Origin of the sequence: Oceanisphaera sp. (assembly GCF_052084945.1) — a bacterium.
Taxonomy (GTDB): domain Bacteria; phylum Pseudomonadota; class Gammaproteobacteria; order Enterobacterales; family Aeromonadaceae; genus Oceanimonas.
This window is the reverse complement of sequence record NZ_JBQDEX010000048.1, coordinates 1-3,639: the sequence shown is the minus strand read 5'-3', so window position 1 is coordinate 3,639 and position 3,639 is coordinate 1. Positions and strand designations below refer to the sequence as shown.

Below are 3,639 nucleotides of genomic sequence, written 5' to 3'. Positions count from 1 at the left end.
AGCCGAAAAAAGGGCCTACCCCACCGACACGCTCAAGTACCTCCCTGTAACGCTCAACACATAACATCCCTGTTATGTGATGGTCTGTGGTGCAAGCTCCTTTATCCGGCTCTCGGTTGCGGAGCTGTTTGTATGGTAGCTACAAAGGGAACATTGCCTGGTAACATAATGATATTAGATGGAATGGGCGAAGCCGAAGGATAGCGTTGATGCAACAAATAGGTATTTACGAACAACTAATCACCCAGCTGGTTGCTTCTCGTTTAAACCGCGATAAGTTTCATGTTGGTGAAAGAACCTTAGAAGCGGCTGATGCTTCAACATGGTTATCGCGTTTTTTAAGTGGCATTTTGGCCCATGCAGTCGACTTAATTCCCAATGATGCTAACCGCTTAGAGCAGCAAGTTGAACTTGCTAACCAACTGCTGTTGTGGTTAAAAAGTCAGCTTAACGATCCTGATTTCTTTGAAGAAAACTTACTGGAAAGCCAAGGTAAAATTCTTACTGCCTTATATGAGTTAGATAATCCTGTTGCAGCCGATCTTAAAAAATATGTAGAAGATATTTTCCCGTTAACGGGGCTTACGCAAAGTGAATTGTTTTGCGGTAGTAATGCCGGACTTTCATTAGAGTCTGAGTTAAAGCGTGAAATATTGTCATCAGATAAAATCTATTGGCTGGTGTCGTTTATTAAGTGGACCGGCATTCGTATCTTTCGTAAAGAGCTGGAAGAATTTACCCGCAGTGGCCGCCAGCTTAAGGTAATTACCACTTCTTATATGGGCGCTACCGATGCTAAGGCGGTGGAGTTTTTAGCATCGTTACCTAATACGGAAGTAAAGCTTAGCTACAATACTCAGCGTGAGCGGCTACATGCTAAAAGTTACTTGTTTCTGCGTGATACAGGGTTTAATACTGGTTATATTGGTTCTTCAAATTTATCACACTCAGCATTAACCAGCGGTTTAGAGTGGAACCTAAAGATAACGTCTCAAGAGATCCCACATATTATTGAAAAGTCCTTGAGTACCTTTGAAACCTACTGGGCCTCAAATGACTTTGAAGTGTTTGATGGCGAGATAGAAAGTAAAACCAAGCTCAACTCGGCGTTGCGTGAAGCTCGCGGTGGTAATCCCCCCACTAATACGTATTTTTTTGACCTTGCTCCCTTTCCTCACCAACAAGAAATACTCGAACAATTAGCCGTTGAACGCAATTTGCATCAGCGGTTTAAAAATCTAGTGGTAGCTGCCACAGGCACCGGTAAAACCTTAATTTCTGCTTTCGATTTTGCCCGCTTTTTGAATAATAAACCGGATGCTACATTTTTGTTTGTTGCCCATCGTCAAGAAATACTGCAACAAGCTCAAGCTTCTTATCGTGGTGTGTTGCGCAATGGTAACTTTGGTGAACTGTGGGTGGGTGGAGCTAAACCGGAGCACTATCGTCAGCTATTTGCCTCTATTCAAACGCTTAATAACCAGATCGAAGGCTTATCATTATCTGCTGATTATTATGACTACATAGTGATCGACGAAGTACATCATATAGCGGCTAGCAGTTATCGAGCCGTGCTTGAATTTTTTTCGCCACAGATTTTGTTAGGGCTAACTGCGACACCTGAGCGTCACGATGGTAGTGATATTTTAGCTGACTTTGGTGGTGTGATAGCGGCCGAAATACGTTTGCCTGAGGCCATTAATCGTCGTCATTTATGCCCGTTTCAATACTTTGCAGTAGATGATGATACAGACTTGCGTAGCATCCCTTGGAGTCGTGGCCGCTACGATATTACCCAGCTTACTAACCTGTATACCCACAATCATGGGCGGGTGAATAAGATAGTGCAGAGCCTGCAAGAGATCGTGACTGACATTAGTACAATAAAAGCGTTGGCATTTTGTGTCAGTCGAGAACATGCAGACTTTATGTGTAAGCAATTATTGTTGAAAGGTATTAGTAGTGACATTTTAACAAGCAGCAATAGCGATGAGCGGCAGCAGAAGCAGCAAGCGCTGCGTTCTGGCCAGATCAATGTGCTATTTGTGGTGGATATTTTCAACGAAGGGGTCGATATCCCCGAAGTGGATACCTTGCTGTTCTTACGACCCACCGAAAGTTTGACTATTTTCCTGCAGCAATTGGGTCGTGGCTTGCGACTGTCTGAGGGTAAAGAATGCTGTACTGTATTGGATTTTGTGGGTAATTCACGACCAGAATATGATTTTGCCAACAAGTTTAGGTCTTTAGTCGGTAAGACCAATCGCGCTATTAGTGATGAAATTAAGCAAGGCTTTCCTCATGCGCCGTTAGGTTGTCGCATTGAGCTGTCTAAGCGCACTCAAGAGATGGTACTGAGCAACATCCGCCAAGCGACGGTAAATTTAACTCGTTTACTCGGCTTGATCCGCCAGTTTCCCTCTCATTCAGACTTGCCATTAACACTGACCAACTTCTTGAAGATGCATCCTAATTTAAAGCTGGAAGATATCTATAAAAGAGGCAGCTGGACCGGCTTAGTTGCCAAAGCGAATGCCAATGAGGTAATGGAAAAAGTCGATGAAACGGTACTCAAGGCATACGAGCGTGCGATTAAAACCAAGCTACTTAGCTGTGATTGTGTCAGTTATCTACAATTTTTACGTGATTTAGCTGCTAATGACTTCATGTTAACTGCGTCTATCAATCAGCGTCAGGCTGTGATGTGTCATTATGACTTTTGGCAGCAAGCGGGTGTGGCGCTAGGGTTCAAAACGCTAGCTCAAAGTTTAAAAGCATTAGATCAGTCGGCACTAAAAGTAGAGCTAATGGACTTGCTCGGTTTGCTCATTAACCGTATTCATCATCAGCAGTTTGATTTGAGTCAGCTGCCACTCAACCCGCTGAAGGTACATGCTCGCTATACGCGCGAGCAAATTTTAACAGGTTTTGGGGTGAGCACGTTTGAGTATCAAAAGCCCGCCCGAGAAGGGGTACTGGTAATTGCAGAGCAAAATATTGAGTTGTTATTTGTAACACTCAATAAGAATGAAAAGCAGTTTTCGCCGACCACTATGTATCACGACTACGCTATTAGCGAGCAGCTGTTTCACTGGCAATCCCAAAACAGTGCGCGTCCAGAACGGGGTAAAGGCTTAAGCTATATCGAGCATCAAAAAAACGGAAAACGGCTATTCCTATTTGTGCGCGAGCAAAGTAAAGATGAATACGGTACCACCATGGGCTTCGTAAACTTTGGCGAGGTTGAATATGTGTCACATACCGGCAGCCAACCGATGAACATTACTTGGCAGCTTAACACTGTCATTCCTCCCTTTATGTGGCAGCAGGCCGCTAAGTTGGCGGTGGGGTAAATTATGAATTTTATATGCTCATCGAGGGTGAGACTTTGATAGCTGAATTGTTAACGCCAGCGGCTTACTACTTAGTTTTTTGTCTAATGCGCAGCTGCTGACTAAGTAACTCGACAATCTCACCAAAACGGTGCGGGAAGCCCCGTCCTTTTAGGGCGGGAAGGATAACGCCACGTTGCGAAGCAACGTCAATGCGGCCTGTCCTGCTGCTCGATATATTGTTTCAGCACTTCAAGCGGTGCGCCACCTACTGAGCCGGCAAAGTAGCTTGGCGACCACAGTGCGT

At 44.4% G+C, this 3,639-nt stretch carries 2 protein-coding genes; one reads left to right on the top strand and one right to left on the bottom strand.

Features of this window, described 5'->3' with window-relative positions:
- Positions 1-209 precede the first annotated feature (209 nt).
- On the top strand, positions 210-3,353 hold the full coding sequence (locus ACTHY5_RS06220; protein ID WP_441877825.1) for a DUF3427 domain-containing protein: 3,144 nt from the start codon (positions 210-212) through the stop codon (positions 3,351-3,353).
- Between the two features lie 188 nt (positions 3,354-3,541).
- On the opposite strand, the gene ACTHY5_RS06215 is transcribed toward ACTHY5_RS06220, so the two are convergent.
- Positions 3,542-3,639, bottom strand: a 98-nt coding sequence (locus tag ACTHY5_RS06215; protein WP_441877857.1) for a transposase, incomplete at its 5' end; no start/stop codon positions are given.

Coding starts and splice junctions, on each gene's coding strand:
- ACTHY5_RS06220 (WP_441877825.1), top strand. CDS start 210: ATGCAACAAATAGGTATTTACGAACAACTAATCACCCAGCTGGTTGCT.